General features: G+C 62.9%; 17 protein-coding genes. 6 read left to right on the top strand and 11 right to left on the bottom strand.

What is annotated here, in order from left to right:
• The first annotated feature begins 33 nt into the window (after nucleotides 1–33).
• The 3 genes from V5735_RS02835 (at nucleotide 34) to V5735_RS02825 (ending at nucleotide 2,668) form a co-directional block, all read left to right on the top strand.
• Nucleotides 34–555: an HAD family hydrolase gene (locus V5735_RS02835; protein WP_423744981.1), complete on the top strand. Its 522-nt coding sequence runs from the start codon at nucleotides 34–36 to the stop codon at nucleotides 553–555.
• Nucleotides 556–1,227: 672 nt separating this feature from the next.
• The gene (locus tag V5735_RS02830; protein WP_423744980.1) at nucleotides 1,228–1,623 is read left to right on the top strand and encodes a DUF5805 domain-containing protein; all 396 of its coding nucleotides are present in this window, start codon (nucleotides 1,228–1,230) and stop codon (nucleotides 1,621–1,623) included.
• Nucleotides 1,610–2,668 carry a tyrosine-type recombinase/integrase gene (locus tag V5735_RS02825; protein WP_423744979.1) on the top strand — a complete coding sequence of 353 codons (1,059 nt, stop codon included), beginning with the start codon at nucleotides 1,610–1,612 and terminating at the stop codon, nucleotides 2,666–2,668. Before V5735_RS02830 ends, V5735_RS02825 begins: the two co-directional genes overlap by 14 nt.
• A gap of 358 nt (nucleotides 2,669–3,026) precedes the next feature.
• Here the strand turns inward: V5735_RS02825 and V5735_RS02820 are convergent, their stop codons facing one another.
• From V5735_RS02820 to V5735_RS02805, 4 genes are read right to left on the bottom strand one after another with little or no spacing between them, the layout of a single operon-like run.
• A complete protein-coding gene (locus V5735_RS02820) occupies nucleotides 3,027–3,902 on the bottom strand; it encodes a sulfurtransferase (RefSeq protein ID WP_423744978.1) in 876 nt (291 codons plus the stop codon).
• Between the two features lie 52 nt (nucleotides 3,903–3,954).
• Nucleotides 3,955–4,692 carry a helix-turn-helix domain-containing protein gene (locus V5735_RS02815; protein WP_423744977.1) on the bottom strand — a complete coding sequence of 246 codons (738 nt, stop codon included), beginning with the start codon at nucleotides 4,690–4,692 and terminating at the stop codon, nucleotides 3,955–3,957.
• 53 nt (nucleotides 4,693–4,745) lie between these two features.
• Nucleotides 4,746–5,807: a YeiH family protein gene (locus V5735_RS02810; protein WP_423744976.1), complete on the bottom strand. Its 1,062-nt coding sequence runs from the start codon at nucleotides 5,805–5,807 to the stop codon at nucleotides 4,746–4,748.
• On the bottom strand, nucleotides 5,801–5,932 hold the full coding sequence (locus tag V5735_RS02805) for a hypothetical protein (RefSeq protein WP_423744975.1): 132 nt from the start codon (nucleotides 5,930–5,932) through the stop codon (nucleotides 5,801–5,803). The genes V5735_RS02810 and V5735_RS02805 overlap by 7 nt, the downstream gene beginning before the upstream one ends.
• Before the next feature lie 202 nt (nucleotides 5,933–6,134).
• Between V5735_RS02805 and V5735_RS02800 the strand changes: the two genes are divergently transcribed.
• Nucleotides 6,135–6,695: a GNAT family N-acetyltransferase gene (locus V5735_RS02800; protein ID WP_423744974.1), complete on the top strand. Its 561-nt coding sequence runs from the start codon at nucleotides 6,135–6,137 to the stop codon at nucleotides 6,693–6,695.
• Between the two features lie 7 nt (nucleotides 6,696–6,702).
• Here V5735_RS02800 and V5735_RS02795 read toward each other — a convergent pair whose 3' ends face one another.
• The 4 genes from V5735_RS02795 to V5735_RS02780 all read right to left on the bottom strand — a co-directional run bounded on the left by V5735_RS02795 (nucleotide 6,703) and on the right by V5735_RS02780 (nucleotide 12,066).
• On the bottom strand, nucleotides 6,703–8,406 hold the full coding sequence (locus V5735_RS02795) for a molybdopterin oxidoreductase family protein (protein ID WP_423744973.1): 1,704 nt from the start codon (nucleotides 8,404–8,406) through the stop codon (nucleotides 6,703–6,705).
• Nucleotides 8,403–8,672, bottom strand: coding sequence for a hypothetical protein (locus V5735_RS02790; RefSeq protein ID WP_423744972.1), 270 nt, complete (start codon nucleotides 8,670–8,672; stop codon nucleotides 8,403–8,405). Before V5735_RS02790 ends, V5735_RS02795 begins: the two co-directional genes overlap by 4 nt.
• Nucleotides 8,673–8,804: 132 nt before the next feature.
• Complete coding sequence (gene fdhF / locus V5735_RS02785; RefSeq protein ID WP_423744971.1) at nucleotides 8,805–11,153, bottom strand: formate dehydrogenase subunit alpha; 2,349 nt, start codon at nucleotides 11,151–11,153, stop codon at nucleotides 8,805–8,807.
• Nucleotides 11,146–12,066: a 2Fe-2S iron-sulfur cluster-binding protein gene (locus tag V5735_RS02780; RefSeq protein ID WP_423744970.1), complete on the bottom strand. Its 921-nt coding sequence runs from the start codon at nucleotides 12,064–12,066 to the stop codon at nucleotides 11,146–11,148. Before V5735_RS02780 ends, fdhF begins: the two co-directional genes overlap by 8 nt.
• A 361-nt stretch (nucleotides 12,067–12,427) precedes the next feature.
• Here V5735_RS02780 and V5735_RS02775 point away from each other — a divergent pair, with 361 nt between their 5' ends.
• Entirely contained in the window at nucleotides 12,428–12,928 is a 501-nt protein-coding gene (locus tag V5735_RS02775; protein WP_423744969.1) for a hypothetical protein, read from the top strand.
• Between the two features lie 93 nt (nucleotides 12,929–13,021).
• Here V5735_RS02775 and V5735_RS02770 read toward each other — a convergent pair whose 3' ends face one another.
• A complete protein-coding gene (locus V5735_RS02770; protein WP_423744968.1) occupies nucleotides 13,022–13,615 on the bottom strand; it encodes a DJ-1/PfpI family protein in 594 nt (197 codons plus the stop codon).
• A gap of 80 nt (nucleotides 13,616–13,695) precedes the next feature.
• Entirely contained in the window at nucleotides 13,696–14,256 is a 561-nt protein-coding gene (locus V5735_RS02765) for a metal-dependent hydrolase (protein WP_423744967.1), read from the bottom strand.
• Between the two features lie 117 nt (nucleotides 14,257–14,373).
• On the opposite strand from V5735_RS02765, the gene V5735_RS02760 reads away from it, so the two are divergent.
• Nucleotides 14,374–15,090, top strand: coding sequence for a dolichyl-phosphate hexose transferase (locus tag V5735_RS02760; protein ID WP_423744966.1), 717 nt, complete (start codon nucleotides 14,374–14,376; stop codon nucleotides 15,088–15,090).
• On the opposite strand, the gene V5735_RS02755 is transcribed toward V5735_RS02760, so the two are convergent.
• Nucleotides 15,071–15,241, bottom strand: a complete 171-nt coding sequence (locus tag V5735_RS02755) for a hypothetical protein (RefSeq protein ID WP_423744965.1) — start codon at nucleotides 15,239–15,241, stop codon at nucleotides 15,071–15,073. The two genes, V5735_RS02760 and V5735_RS02755, sit on opposite strands and share 20 nt — an antisense overlap.
• Nucleotides 15,242–15,276 lie beyond the last annotated feature (35 nt).

The following is a 15,276-nucleotide window of genomic DNA, read 5'->3' as shown; positions in this document are numbered from 1 at the left end:
GCGTTTATCTCCCCGAACGTCGCATCGTACGAAGTGACCGACGACTACGATGCGGTCGTGTACGACCTCGACGGAACGCTCGTTCGACTCGCCGTGGATTGGGCCGCCGCCGCGGACCCCATCAAACCGATTCTACGGGACCACGGCGCTGACGCGGACGCGGATGACGCGCTCGATTTGTTACCGGTCGCGGAATCGATGGGCCTCGCCGAGCGGGTCGAACCGCACCTCGCGGCGGCCGAGCGTGCGGGTGCCCGCGACTCGGAGCGGCTTCCGCTGTTGGACGAGTTGGCCGACGCCGACGGTCCGGTCGGCATCTGTTCGCTCAACTGCGAGGCCGCGTGTCGCCTCGCCCTGGACGCCCACGGCGTCCCGAACGCGACCGACGTCATCGTCGGCAGGGATTCCGTCCCGGAACGGAAACCCCATCCCCAACCGCTGCTCACGGTCCTGCAGGAACTCGGTGCGACGCCGGAACGTACCCTGTTCGTCGGCGATTCGGACAGCGACGCGGAAACGGCCCGGAGGGCTGGAACCGCGTTTCGACGGGTGTGATATCGACGACGCGAGGAATCGACCCATCGTTTCGATTCCCGTGTTTTTGCCTCCCCGTGCCTGCTGTATTCCTCTAGATAATATCGCGACATACGATTTATTGGTGTGTTAGTCAACACGAACGTCGCCGACGTTGACTCCATACAGGCAAACGAGCACGGCATCATCCAGATATCGTGACTCTTCACAAAACCGGGACGAGAACCGATGCAATTTCTTCCGGAACGATATTCGAGGGGCATCGAATGGATGCCGAAGTCGCGAAATCGAAGGGTGTTTTTCGACCGCGCCACCGAACACAAACTGTGAATAATCTCTCTTTTTTGCTTCCTTCGAGATGGAAACTCCCTCCGAGACCACCACGATTTCCGTCGGAAGTTGTCTTCGTCTATAGTAGGAAATGGCTACGAAACGACGATCGTGGCAATCGTTCTGAATATACTACTGGGTGTTCTGCCCGCGCCATTGGAATTTATCGGTTAATCAATGACTTTCCGATGTCGCCGCTCAAAATAATATCGACATTTGTGTACCCAAAATGGGTGCTGGTGAGGGTCCTTCTGGCGAGATATTCTTCTATTGGGCCGGGATTTGGGGACCTATATTCACAGATAAGTTCGCTTATCACTCTTTGTGGGTCAACTTAATGTACTCAGGGTGAGACGGGAAACCATGGCCGATGACGGGACGGAACGAACTGTCGTAAAGACGTACATTCCGAAATATCAGAAAGAGGAGTGGCAGGTGCACGCCGACAAACTCGATATGAGCCAGAGCGAGTTCGTCAGGACCATGGTGCAGGCCGGACGACGGGGGTTCGAGATGAATCCGGTGGAGGACCATCCTGAGGGGTCGAACCCCGGGGATAACGACCTCGAAACACGGGTGCTCGAATCGCTCGCCAGAGAGGACAACATGTCGTGGGACGAACTGGTCGAACGGCTCGCCGGTAACTTCGAGGACCGACTCGACGAGGTGTTGAACGAACTGCAGGCGAAAAACCGCGTCCAGTACAGCGGGCGTCACGGCGGGTACGTCCTCGTCGAGGGTGTCGATGGCGACGAGTAGTCCCGCCAATCCGAACCCGGACGACCCGGTGGGATACTTCCTCCAGGACCTGCTCTATCACGGGAAGAGCGAGCGCACTCGTGACGCCTACGAACGCGTGTTGCGACGGTTCGAGGGATTTCTTTCCGACCCCGACCGAAACCCGTCGGGTCGAAGCGTCACGCCGGGGGAGGCGACCCAACGGGACTGCATGGCGTGGATTCACACGCTTCGTGGAAACAACGCCGAAAGTACGATAGCAACCTACGCGTCCTATCTTCACCGGTTTTACGCCTACATGACGCAAGTCGGCGCGTTCGAATCCAATCCGATGGCGCTCGTGGTCGAGGAGATGCACGAGTCCATCGACAAGGACCCGACCCGCCGCGAGATTTCCGTCGAAGCGATGCGCGAATTCGTCGCCGGAATCGGTCACCCGTTGGAGCGCGCCGTCGTCTGCACGCTGTTGAAGACAGGGATGCGTGTCGGCGAAGTGAGTAACCTCGATTTGCGGGACGTGAACCTCGCCGACGAGGACGTTCGGTCGGCCTACACCCTCGGAGCGCGTCCGCGACTCGACGGCCGACCCGACTCGATTTTCGTCGGCACCGACGCGGTTCGCGGGCAGGTCGTCAACGGCGAGGAACGCACCGCCTCGAACAAGCGAAAGCGCGACACCGTCGTTCCCGTGGATGACGAACTCCGGCGGGTGCTCGTCCGATGGCTGGCGATTCGGCCGGATTCGCCGTCGCCCGCGGAGCCGCTGTTCGTCAGCACGAGCGGCGACTGGGGGCGACGGCTCACGCCGAAGATGATTCGGAACGTGGTCGAACGCCACGCCCGCGATGCGGGGTGGCACCGAACCGGCGGCGGTGCGGAAGAAAACGTCACGCCCCACTACTTCCGGCACTTCTTCACCACGCATCTCCGCGACCGAACCGGAGACCGCGGTATCGTGAAGTACCTCCGCGGCGACGTGGCGAGCGACATCATCGACACCTACACGCACAACTGGGGGGACAGGGTGCGAGAAGTGTACGAGGCGAACATCTACTCGCTGCTGTGAGTCGGGTCTCTCGTTTGTCGAGGTACTACGGGCGCGAACTGTCGTTGGGAACGGATTCGAGTCGCCGCCGACCAAACGACGCTGACCATCGTGAGTCGATAGGTTCGTGACTTCTTGGAGAAGCGGTCGGCTGTCCCTTCCACACTCGCTCGCGGACCGATTCGTGAGTTGGGTGTGAGTGATTTGAACCGCCAAAAATGACAGAACTATTCTATTTATCGGTGGTATGGGTGTCCCGTTTTGGAGCCATGAATTCTATTTCGCTATATAGAATCTTTTGAGGGTTCGGTGCACAGCTAGAACGATTTTCCACTTCCGCAGAGATTTTCTCGGCTCCACGCCTGGATTTCGACCACCGTCACTCCCGTCGAATTTCCGCGCGCTGTCCCTTCTCTATCGGCGCGCCGACCGTGTTGCCCCACTCCACCCACGACCCGTAGTAGTTTCGCACGTCCTCGAAGCCCAGCAGTTCGTGGAGGACGAACCACGTCAGGGCGGAACGCTCTCCGATACGACAGTAGGTGATGATTTCGCCCGTTTCGTCGATGCCCGCCGCCTCGTAGATGGCTCGAAGTTCGTCCTCGGATTTGAAACGGCCTTCGCCATCGACGACTTGACTCCACGGGATGTTGACCGCGCCGGGGATGTGACCGCCGCGCTGGACGCCCTCGTTCCATCCCGGCGGCGCGAGGATTTCGCCACGGTACTCCTCCGGCGTTCGAACGTCGATGAGAGAGGTTTCCCGCGGTATCGCGTCCAGCACGTCCGGTTGGTCGGCGCGAACGTCCGCGTTCGGTTCCGCCGCGCTGTACGAGCGCGCCGTGAACCCCGGAACCTCGTCCGTGACCGGCGCGTCGCGGCCCAACCAGCTGTCGCGGCCGCCGTTCAGCAACCGCACGTCGGAGTGACCGTAGTACGTGAGAAGCCAGTAGGCGTAGGCGGCGAACCAGTTCATCATGTCGCCGTACAGGACGACCGTCGAATCTTCCGTTATGCCGTGTCCCCCGAGCAAGGCCTCGAAGTCGTCCTTCGTCGGCACGTCGAACGTCGTCGAATCCTGCAGTTCGGTCCGCCAGTCCACTTTCGTCGCGCCCGGAACGTGCGCTTCGTCGTAGTTGCTCGGGTCGATATCGACCTCCAACAGCCGAAACGAGGGGTCGTCGCGTTGGAACTCGTCGAGTCGGTCGACCACCCAGCCGACGGAAACCAGTGCGTCGGTGGTATCGCTGGTCATTGCTGAACCTTGTGGGGGGAGTCGCATTAATACCCCGCCGTCCGCGGTAGACTCATTCGAGCCATCGGTTGCCCTCGTCGCCGCCCGCGTAGCGCCGGGCGAGTTGGGCTTCTGCCTGTCGAAGCCGATAGGAAAGCGTCGAACGAGGTATCGAGAGTTCCGCGGCGATTTCGTCCAGCGTCGCCTCGCGCGGCGTCTCGTAGTACCCCGCTTCGAGCGCGGCGCGGAGCGCAACCTCCTGTTCTTCCGGCATTGCGACGGTCGCCAGCGAATCCTGTCGCCACCCCCTCGCGTCGCGGAGGTGGCCCATTCGAAACGTGAGGCCCGCGGCGAGCCGCGCGCCGAGGGCGTCGTAGAAGACGCCGACCTTCTCGTCCGAGCGCATCAGAATCCGCCACCAGTGGGTCGATTCGCGGCGGCGGGTTTCGAATATCAATCCCCTCGGGAGGTGCTTTCCGGCGAGGGTGTGGACGGATTCGCAGCCGCGAATGTCGGTCAGATACGTGTACAGGACGAGTTCGTTCGAGGACCGTTCGAGCACGTCGTGAAATCGGGTCGCATCGCAATCTCGCTCGGTGACCGACTCGCCGCAACGCGTATCGTCGAACCGAATCTCCTCGATGCGGTCGAGCGCGGACCGCGGCCCCGAAATTCGTTCGATTCGCCAGAACCGGTCTTCGGTCACGAATCCATCTAGCGAGTGGGCCACGACGGACGGATGGTCGATGAAGACGTCCATGATGGGGTCCGAACCGACCTCGTACTCGATGGCAAACGTGAACTCCCGCATTCACCTCGATGAGGTCGTCGGGCGGGGAAAAAGACTCTCATTGGCGAAGCGGGTCAGAACAGCGCCTGCACGACGGCCAGCATCGCCGTGGCGACGACGAGCAGGGCGAGGAGGACGACGAGTATCGGCTTGTATCCCGTCGAGCGGAGTTCGTCGAGTCGCGTTTCGAGTCCCAACCCGGCGAACGCGAGGAGGAACGCCCAATCGGAGGCGTTCGAGAGGGAGGTGATCTGCGCCTCAGAGAGGAATCCGAGATTGGCGACGAGGAGGACGACCAGAAACCCGAACACGAACTTCGGAAACGTGTTCCAGAGGAACCGCCACCCGCCGGGCACGCCGTCGGCGGATTCGTGATTCGAACCGCCGTCGGTACGGTTACGGTGGGCGTCGTCGCCGCGGTGCGCGTCGCCGTCGGTACGGCGAGCGTAGTACACCGCGTACGCGATGGCGGCGAGGCCTATCATCGAGTTCCGAGTGAGCTTCACGAGGAGCGCCCACTGTCCGGCGGTCTCCGAGAACGCGAACCCGGCGGCCGTCACGGGACCGGTGCTGAACATGGTCAGCCCGGCCCAGATTCCGAAGACGGTGCTCGAAAGCCCGAGCGCGTGGCCGACGACCGGGTAGACGAAGAGAGTCGTCGAGTCGAACAGGAGAACCGTCGCCGCCGCGTACGCGATTCGCGTCTCGTCCACGTCGATGCTCTCGGCGATGGCGACGACGGCAGACACGCCGCAGATGCCCGACCCGGCGGCCAGCAAGGAGCCCGTCTCCTCGTGAATCGAGAAGACCGCCCGGGCGAGCAGTTCGACCACCAGAATCGTGGTCGTGACGGTAGCGACGACGAGGAACAGTATCGTCGGCCCGGCGGCGATGACCCGGTCGAGCGCGACGCTCGCGCCCATGACGACGATTCCGGCTTCGAGCCAGACCTTGTGGGTTTGGACGCCGGGGCGCGCCCAGTCGGGGATTCCGTAGAGATTACCGACGAGCAGGCCGAGGAGTATCGTCACGATGAGGTAGTTGAGACCGGGAACGGCCGACGCGACGAGACGAGCGAGGAGGCCGACCGCGAGGAGGACCGCCAATCCCGGAACGGTCCGTCGCATCGTCACCATGGAATCGAGACGCCGAGAGAGACGGCGACCAGTAGTAGAAGCCCGAGACAAACCGCCTGCCAGTCGTTTTCGAGACTCGTCCACCAACGCCACAGGTGTTCGGAGGGGGAAACGGTATCGCTCACTGTGGGCGATACTCCGAACGGGAGTGAAATACGAATTCGGTTGTCGCACGACAAGGTTGTCGTGCGACAACTTCCTTGTCCGAATCTCGATTCACCGTGAGGGATTCGAAGGCGAGGAATCGTCGCCCGCACCGATGGCATCCGTTCACCTCGAAAATACATCACGGAAAACATATTACCTCGCTTCGAAAACGCTGGTCCAATGCCCGGCGCACGTATCAACGGCGACGAACGAATCACGCTCAGGACGGTCGAAGAAGAGGACGTTCCGTTCGTCCAGCGCGAGGCAACGAACCCCGAAATCCGCTATCCGATGGGGAAACAGCTCAGGACCCGCGCGGAAGTCGAAGCGCATCTGGAGGAGGAACACGCCGACCGGTTTCTCGTCTGCCTCGACGGTGACGACGCGGGTCCGGGGACTCCCGAGGAAGGAGCGGTCCGACGAATCGGGTGCGTGGGCGTGGAGGACGCCGACTGGAAACGCCCGGAACTCGTCTACTGGCTCGTCCCGGAGGCGCACGGCAACGGCTACGGCAAAGCGGCCGTCTCGCTGGTCATCGACTACGTGTTTCGGACCTACGCCACTCCCGCCGTCGGTGCGGGTGCGTACCCTTTCAACGACGCTTCCCGCGGTCTACTGGAGTCGCTCGGGTTCACCGAGGAGGGCCGCCAGCGCAAGTACATATTCGTCGACGGCGAGCACCGCGACATCGTTCAGTACGGTCTCCTCCGCGAGGAGTGGCGGGAACGAAAACGGGCGTAACCGGTCGTCAGTCGCGGTGCGCGGAGACGCGAGTCGGGACGGCTTCGACCGGCACGAACGCCGTTCGCCGCTCGCCCGTTCGAAACCGCTCCTCGTGCAGAATCCCGGTCCCTTCCTCCGCATCGTCGGGTAACGGCCAGCGCTGACTTTCGTGACCGATTCCCTCGTACGACATCCCCGCGTACAGTGGATTGACGCGCGTGAGTTCGTCGAACACCTCCTCTCGGTCGTCGTAGTCGAACCGAACGTCTGTCAGCCGTCGGCCGATTTCGAGGAGGATGTCGAGGTCGCGTCGAACGCCCTCCGGCGGCGCGGTCATCGGACGCATCCGCTGTACCTGCCGGTCGAGGTTCGTCACCGTTCCGCCCTTTTCGGCCCAGAGGCTCGCCGGAAGCACGACGTCCGCGTGTTCGGCCGTCTCGGTCGGGAACGCCTCCTGCACGAGCAGGAAGTCGAGCGACTCGAGCGACCGGGCGACCGACTGCGTGGCCCGTTTGCTCACGGCGGGATTCTCGCCGACGACGTACGCGCCGCGAATCGCGTCGCCGAACGCGCGAACCGCGTCGAGTTCCGAGCGGCCGGGACGCAAGGGTGGGGCCGCGCCCCACTCCTCGGCCACCGCCGACCGCGCGTCGGCGTCGGTCACGGGACGAAAGCCCGGAAGCGTCGAGGGACGACAGCCGACGTCGTTCGCCCCCTGTTCGTTGGTGAGGCCGCGCAGGGGGTTCATCCCCGTCCCGCGCCTGCCGATGTTGCCCGTCACGAGGAGGAGGTCGATGAGCGCATCCGCCGTCTCGGTTCCCTCGTGGTCGTCTTCCTCCGCTCCCGTTCCGACGAGGACGGCGGCGCGGTCGGCGCGGCCGAATCGTTCCGCGATGTGGCGAATCCGCTCGGCATCGACGCCGGTTCGCTCGGCGCACTCGTCGGGAGAGAGCGACGCCAGCGATTCGGCGAACGACTCGAAGTTCGTCGTCCGCTCGGCGATGAACGCCTCGTCTTGTAACCCCCGGCCGAGGAGTTCGGCGGTGACGGCGTTCACGAACAGCGCATCGGTACCGGGGGTCGGCGCGACGTGCGCGTCGGCGAGTCGCGTCGTCTCGTTGGCGTCCGGTTCGACGTGAATCAACGTCGCGCCGTCGTTGACCGCCGGGCGAAGATACGAGTTGAAGGCGATGGGTTGCTGGGCGGCCGGGTTCGCGCCGACGACGAGGAACAGGTCCGCCTCGGTCAAATCCGAGAGCGTGTTGGTCATGCCCGGCGACCCCAACCGCTCGACCATCGCCGAGACCACCGACCCGTGGCAGATTCGCGCCCGGTTATCGACGTTGTTCGTGCCGAGGACGCGAGCGAGTTTCTGGAGGAGGTAGTTCTCCTCGTTGGTACAGCGCGGCGCGCCGAAGAACGCGAGCGCGTCCGGTCCGCGGTCGTCGAGAACGGTTTCGAACTCGGCTTCGATTCGGTCGAACGCCTCCTCCCACGTCGCGGATACGAGTGTTCCCCCCTCTCGAACCAGCGGGTCGGTAAGTCGGTCGTCGGCGTTCAGCCCGTCGAAGGCGTCGATTCCGTTTCGACAGAGCCGCCCCTCCTCGTTGACGGGCGCGCCGTCGCACCCCACAGCGCCGTCCCGCCGGTCGCTGTATCGGACGCGACAGCCGACCGAACAGCACGGACAGACGCTCTCGACCGTCTCCTCGGGGTCCGTTCCGCTCATCCCTTCGGGACGTCGCCTTCGAGGACGTTGTACGCGGCACCCACTCCCGCGAGCGCCACGATGACGAGCAGGGTGACCAGCGCGTTCGGAACGACGGTTTTCGTCCGGAAGAGGTGACTGCCACACTCCGGACACCTGAGCGCAGTCGTCTCGAACTGCGCCCCGCAGACGGTACACTCGTGAACGTCGTGTTCGCGGTCGTTTTCGACCCCGACGAGACCGTTGTCGATGCCGAGCAGCCGTTTGACGGTGTACGAGCGTTTCATGTCGTGGAATGGTGTTCGCTGATGTGTTCGCGGAGCTCTCTCTCGCTGTCGAACGTTTCGTGACAGAACTGGCACTCGTGGTCGGTCGCGGTTGGATTGTCTGGCATGGTGTGTTGGTTGTCGTCGTTTCGGTCAGTCGTCCCCTTCCGCCGCGGCTTTCTGCGCCTCCGTTCGTTCACCCTCGCCCGTCGGTGACACCCGAACGTCGGTAACCTTGTACTCCGGCACGTGGGCTTGCGGGTCGAGGTGCTCCTCGTCGGTGAGTTCGTTCGCGACGTCGCCCTTGCCGAAGTAGTGCATCGGAACGAAAACGACGTCGCCGCCGGTTCGCTCCGTGACCTGTGCGAGGGCGGTTATCGACCCCTTCCGGGACGTGACTTCGACCTCCTGTCCGTCCGAGATGCCGAGTTCGTCCGCGGTATCGGGGTGGATTTCGACGAACAACTCGTCCGTGTACGACCGGATTCCGGACTCCCGGTTGGTCATCGTCCCGGTGTGATACTGGTAGAGGACGCGGCCGGTCGTCATTGCCAGCGGGAACGCCTCGTCCTCCATGTCCGACTCGACCGGTCCCGATGAATCGGTCGGGAACATGTGGGCCTTCCCGTCGTCGGTGTTGAACTCCTCCATGTACAGGTGGGGCGTCCCGGGATGGTCCTCGTCCCAGCACGGCCACGGGATGCTCCCCTCGGTTTCGAGGCGCTCGTGCGTGATGCCGCCGTAAATCGGTGTCAGGTCGTTGATTTCGTCCATTATCTCGCTCGGGTTGCGAAAGCCCCACTCGTAGCCGAACCGCTCGGCGAGTTCCTGCGTGATAACCCAGTCGGGTTTCGCGTTTCCGGGCGGATCGATGGCCCGCTTGACGAGTTGGACGTGGCGCGTCGAACTCGTGTACGTCCCGTTCGTTTCGACCGGGGAGTTCGCGGGCAACACGACGTCCGCGTGCTTCGCGGAGTCCGTGAGGAAGATGTCTTGGACTGCGAGGAACTCCAAGTCGTCGAGGATTTCCCCCGCGTGGCTGACGTTCGGTTCCGAGTACACCACGTTCTCGCCTTGGATGAACATCCCCCGAATCTCGCCGCGGTCGGCGGCGAGGAACTGTTCGGTTATGGTGTGCCCCTCGTGATCGGGGAGGTGGTCCACTCCGTAGGCTTCCTCGAACTTCTCGCGCGCGTCGTCGTTCGTCACCTTCTGATACCCCGGGAAGTTCCCGGGAACCGGTCCCATGTCGCCGCCGCCGCCCTGCACGTTGTTCTGGCCGCGGAACGGCGCGAGGCCGGACTTTTCGGTTCCGACGTGACCGGTCACGAGCGCGAGGTTCGCCATCGAGATGATGTTCTCCGTGCCGTGGCTGTGCTCGGTCAGGCCGAGCGTCCAGCAGAACGTACACGAATCCGCCTCGGCGATGGTTTCGGCCGCGCGTTTCAGTTCCTCGGGCGGGACGCCCGCTTTCTCCTCGACGTACTCGGGCGTGAACTTCTCGACGCCCTCCTTGACCTCCGCGAACCCGACAGTTCGCTCCTCGATGAATTCCTCGTCGTGGAGGTCGTTCTCGATGATGTGTCGGATCAGCCCGTTTATCCAGACGGTATCGTAGCCCGGTTTGATTCGGGTGTACTGCGTGGCGAACTGCGCCATCTGGATTTTGCGCGGGTCGAAGACGAACATGTCCGCGTCGTTGTCCCTGACGTTCTGCTTGATGCGGGTCGCCAATACGGGGTGGGCCTCCGTCGTGTTCGACCCTGTGATGAGATAGCAGTCCGTGTTTTCGAAGGCGTCGGTACCGACCGACCCGGCACCGAACCCGACCGTTTGCGACAGGCCCGAGACGGTCGGGGAGTGACAGAGCCGGTTGCAGTTGTCGATGTTGTTCGTCCGGAGCACCTGCCGGGCGAACTTCTGCATCAGGTAGTTCGCCTCGTTCGTCGTCTTCGACGACGAGACGAGGCTCAGTCCGTTTCGCCCGTGCTCGTCCTGAATCTCCTTCAGCCCGTCCGCCACCCGGTCGAGCGCTTCCTCCCACGACGCTTCCCGGAACCCGCCGTCCTCCTTGACGAGGGGTTGCGTCAGCCTGTCCTCGCTGTCGGCGTACTTGTATCCGAACTTGCCCTTCACGCACGTCGAGATGCCGTTTATCGGCGCTTTCTCGGGGTTCGGACGCACGCCGAGCACTTCGCCGTCCTTCGAGTAGATGTCGAACCGACAGCCGACGGCGCAGTAGCCACACGTCGTGTCGGTGACGTCCACCTCGTTCAGGCGGTAGTCGCTCAACGCGTCGGCCATGTCGAACAGCCGACCCTCCGACATGGTGTTCGCGGCGAAACTCTCGGCGACGTGTTCGAGCGGTTCGAACGCGTCGCTTTTACCCATCTTCTCCCCCGCGGTTTGGGCCTGTTCTTTCGCTCGGGCCATGAAGCCCGCGACGCCTTCCTTTTCGGTGTCGTCCTCCGCGCCTTTCGTTCCCGGTGTTTCGTTAGTCATCGTCGGATTCCGCACCTCCTTTGCGCCCCTTTCGTTCCTCCTTCATCGGCGTCATCTGCCGAGGTTGGTGCTCGTAGTCCCCGCCGACGCTCTTGCCGATGCTGTTGTGCTGGTTGAACCCGGGCACCGGAATCGTGGCGATGTCGGTCATGTCCTGTTCGACGAGCGCTCCCGTCGGGCAGACGGTGGCGCAGTGGCCACAGGAGACGCACGTGGATTCCATCATCGTCTCGGCCCCGTTCTGGAAGCCGATTCGCGTCTCGCCTGCGTTGCCCTCCATGCGGAGGACGCCCTCGACCTGCACGTCGTTGCAGGCCTCGACACAGCGGTTACAGAGGATACACTTGTTCCGGTCTATCTGGATGAACGGCGAGGATTCGTCGATGGGTTCGTACTGGTCGCGGTCGTCGAACACGCCGTAGCGGGGTTCCACCACGTCGTTCTCGATGGAGACGTCTTGCAGGTCACAGCGACCGTTCTTCCCGCAGGTCGTACAGCGGAGGTTGTGGTCCGAGAGCACCAAATCGAGGTTGACGTCGCGGGCGTTCGCCGCTTCCTCGGCGTCGGTTCGGACCGTCAGGCCGTCCTCCGCGGGGAAACTACAGGACGGAACGACGCCGTGTTCGTCCGTCTCGACTACGCACGTTCGGCATTCCGAACGCGGTCCGATTCGTTCGTCCTCGTCGTAGGAACAGAGCGCCGGGACGTAGCCGTCCGTCTCGGCCGCTTCGACCGCATCGAGCAGCGTCGCCCCTTCCTCGACCGTCACCGTCTCGCCATCGACGGTGATGGCGGCGCGGTCGGCCGAACCGACGTCCGGGTCGTTCGCCGTCCCCGTCTCGATGTACTCGTTCAGCGGAAGGTCCGGTCCGCCCTCGTCGCGTGAGTTCTCCCAGATGGGGTCGGTGCTCATACGTCCCCCGAACTGTGGTCCTCTACGGCCGTTTCCTTATGGCGAATAGTGCGACGACACATTGAATAACACACCCCATACGCGTATCACGAGATTTCACTTAGGCCTGCTGGCTACGTGAATCGACACGACCAGTTACGGCCCGAGCGTTCGACGTCCGAATCCCTCTCTTTCTCGTCACTTTCCGCCGGTCGCCACCGAGCGAGACTCGATTCAGGGCCTCCCAAACGCCCCGTAACCTACACTATCGCCGCGATAACGTAGAACCTCACCGACAGGCGGCCAGTAGGATATGATTGGCAAACTGAAACGTCTCTGCCCTTTATCAGCGAGTCCGGCATAGACTGGATGCGAGGTAGAGATGACCGAAAGTGACACACAAGAACACGTCGAATCGGAAGACCGACGCTCGTTCATGAAGAAAGGCGCACTCGCGACAGGTGCGCTCGCGCTGGGATTGGGGAGTGCCGGGACCGCCGCGGCACAGAACCAGAACGTGTTGGTCTACACTTACGATTACCACCCGAACGTCCAGTTCCGGGTCGAGAACTCACTGGAGAAGGCGACGACGGTTCGGTTGCTCCAACGCCCAGGCGGTGGCAACGTGCCGGAAATCAGTCAGCCGGACAACTACAACGGCTACGTCATCCGCTACCTGCTCGGGCAGGACGGCGGAAGCGACGCACAGATCACCACCTTCCTCTTCGGAGATGGACTCTCGCTGAGCCAAGGCGACACGCGCCGACTCAGTGGTGGCGCGTCCGTCTTCAGCAGCACGCTCAACCTGCTCAGCACTAACCTCGGAGGTAGTGGTGGTGGTGGAGGGACGACGACGACCGGCGGCGGCAACTCATCGTCATAAGCTCCTCTCCCACGAATCGCCATTTTTCAGTACGAGCGTTACGAAAATCGACCACTTGTCGAATTTTTGCGAAGAGAACCGCCAGTCGTGACTTCAGTCGTCGGCTGTGACCGGTTCGCCGTGCTCGACGTTCGTTCCGAGGACGTCGAGGAACTGTGACAACCACTCCACGTGGTCGCCCCAATCGCGCCCAGAAACGAGGTTACCGTCGGTCGTCACGCCGTCGTAGTACTCGCCACCCGCGCCCTCGACGTCGGCTTCCAGCGCGGAGTACGCGGCACACGTCCGCCCTTCGATGACGTCCGCCGCCGCGAGAATCTGGGCCGCGTGGCAGATGGCGGCGATGGGCTTGTCCTCGTCGGTGAAGTGTCGAACCGCTTCGAGAACCTCGTCGTACGTCCTGAGGTACTCCGGCGCTCGACCGCCCGGTAGGACGAGTCCGTCGTACTCCGTCGGGTCGATGTCGTCGAACGACGCCGTGAGCGCGAAGTTGTGGCCGCGACTCTCCATGTAGGTCTGGTCGCCGCGGAAGTCGTGAACGGCCGTCTTTACCGTGTCTCCCTCTTCCTTTTTGGGACACACCGCATCGACCTCGTGGCCGACCGCCTGCAGGGCTTGAAACGGTACCATTATCTCGTAATCCTCGCCGAAATCGCCGACTATCATCAGCAGTTTCTTGCCATCCATACCACAGGAAGGGACGGTAGCGAGGGACATAACCGTGCGGGTGCCCCCGTCGCCAGTCAACGGAATTCGACCGTTCGTCTCTACGCGTCGCCGATTCTATAGGCCGTCTCGATGGGCGAGCGCTCGGAGCGAAAAAGCGCGAAGTGGACGGCGAGCGCGACAGCCAGCAGTCCGAAGTTCCACACCACCGAGTCGTAGTAGATGACGTCGACGATAATCGGCTCGGCGTACAGCGGCCAGAGCGGCGTTAGCGGTGGGGCGATGTCCGGTGCCGAGAGGAGGTCGGCGAAGATGTGACTCATCCCGCCCGTCAGAAATCCGGCTGTCGCGAACACGAACACGGTTTCCTCCCGGATGGTGTCGCTTCGCACCCATCGATTGGCTTCGAAGTGGTCGGTGAGCAACCGTGCCGCGAGTGCACCGGTGACGACGCTGGCGACGGTGATGAAGAGTATCGTGTGCGTCACGCCGTGGTGGTGCACTGTCGGGAACACGCGCCGAAGCACGAGGTCGGTGTCGGGGAGCATCGCGGTCACGAGCGTAAACCCGGCGAACGTGAGACTTCCCCGCCGACCCCAGAGAAGCCACGCAGGGGCGGCGAACAACAGTGCCATCGCCAAGTGACCGCTGACGTCGACCATACGCGCACAACCGGTGTACCGAGGTTTATACGTTTTCGCCGAACCGAACGTTCGGACGACCCCGATATTTTGGCAAACCTAAAAACTCAAGTTCGACCCCCGTTTAGCGGGACGTAGATGCAACGCGAATCGCGGAACGACGGCTTCACCTTCGAGGACGTGAGCGTCGTCATGGGGACGTACAACGAGGAGGCCGCCGTCGGGTCGGTGCTTTCCGACATCGAGCGCGCGACGTACGGGAAGGCGGAGGTCGTGTGCGTCGATGGGTCGTCCGACCGAACGCCGGAGATCGCCGAGGAGCACGGCGCTCGCGTCATTCGACAGCGACCGCGAGGATACGGCGTCGCGGTGAGGGCCGCCTTGCTCGCGCCGGACCGGCCGGTCGTCGTTACGACCGACTGTGACGGCACCTATCCCATGGAGCAACTGCCGGAATTTCTCTCTCTTATCAACGAGGGCTACGACGTGGTGAGCGGCGACCGACTCTACCACGGCGCGGCGGAGATGCCGACGGTGAACCGCTGGGGGAACCGCGCGTTCGCGGCGCTCGCCTCGGTTCTGATGGGCAGGCGCGTTCACGATACGACGACGGGGATGCGCGCCTACCGGCGCGACGTGATCGGAGAAATCGAGTGGACCGAAAACACGGGGCTCTCCGCCGAACTGCTCATCCGTCCCCTGATGCGCGGCTATCGGATCCACGAACTCCCCATCGACTACGACGAGCGATTGGGGGAAACGAAACTCGACCCGCTATCGGGCGGCGCGGAGATAGCGAAATCCATCGTCGAAGTGTGTCTGGACGAGCGGTCGTTCATCCCCCGCCTCGTTTGAGACGCTCGGCGACGAAAAGCGGGAGGAAGAGCCCGACCGCGAGCAAAACGAGCATCGCAAGCGGCACGCTGTGGGACGCCTCGTCGGCGATGATGGCGACGACGAGCGCGAGAATGACCGCGAGAACGGTGACTTTCGGTGCGAACTCCATCTCTGTCGAAAGTACGTTCTTATTCGTCCTATAAC

This window comes from Haladaptatus sp. SPP-AMP-3 (assembly GCF_049568665.1).
GTDB classification, from domain to species: domain Archaea; phylum Halobacteriota; class Halobacteria; order Halobacteriales; family Haladaptataceae; genus Haladaptatus; species Haladaptatus paucihalophilus.
The sequence above is the reverse complement of the archived record's forward strand: the minus strand, read 5'-3'. Positions and strand labels throughout refer to the sequence as shown.